Annotated in this window: 1 pseudogene; it reads right to left on the reverse strand. The window is 64.9% G+C overall.

What is annotated here, in order from left to right:
- Positions 1–242, reverse strand: a pseudogene (locus tag CH341_RS35580) (TRAP transporter large permease); the annotation flags it as partial.

The raw sequence follows: 242 nt of genomic DNA on the forward strand, positions 1-242 counted from the left end.
GTGATCGTCTGCGGAATGCGTTCTGACGTCAGCACATGGGCGAAGAGGAGCGCGTTGACGATGATGAACATCAGCATGATCGTCGTCTTGCCGCTGTCGACGAGCACCTTGCGCGTGTCGCGATGGAAGCAGGCGGCCGGAAAGCCGAGGACGATGTCTTTGAGACCGCGGGCCCAGACCGGCAGGCTCGCCAGCAGCGCCTTCGGCGCGCTCGTCCCTTCGCGCCAGGCGAGGTAGGCGAC

Source organism: Rhodoplanes roseus (genome assembly GCF_003258865.1).
Taxonomy (GTDB): domain Bacteria; phylum Pseudomonadota; class Alphaproteobacteria; order Rhizobiales; family Xanthobacteraceae; genus Rhodoplanes; species Rhodoplanes roseus.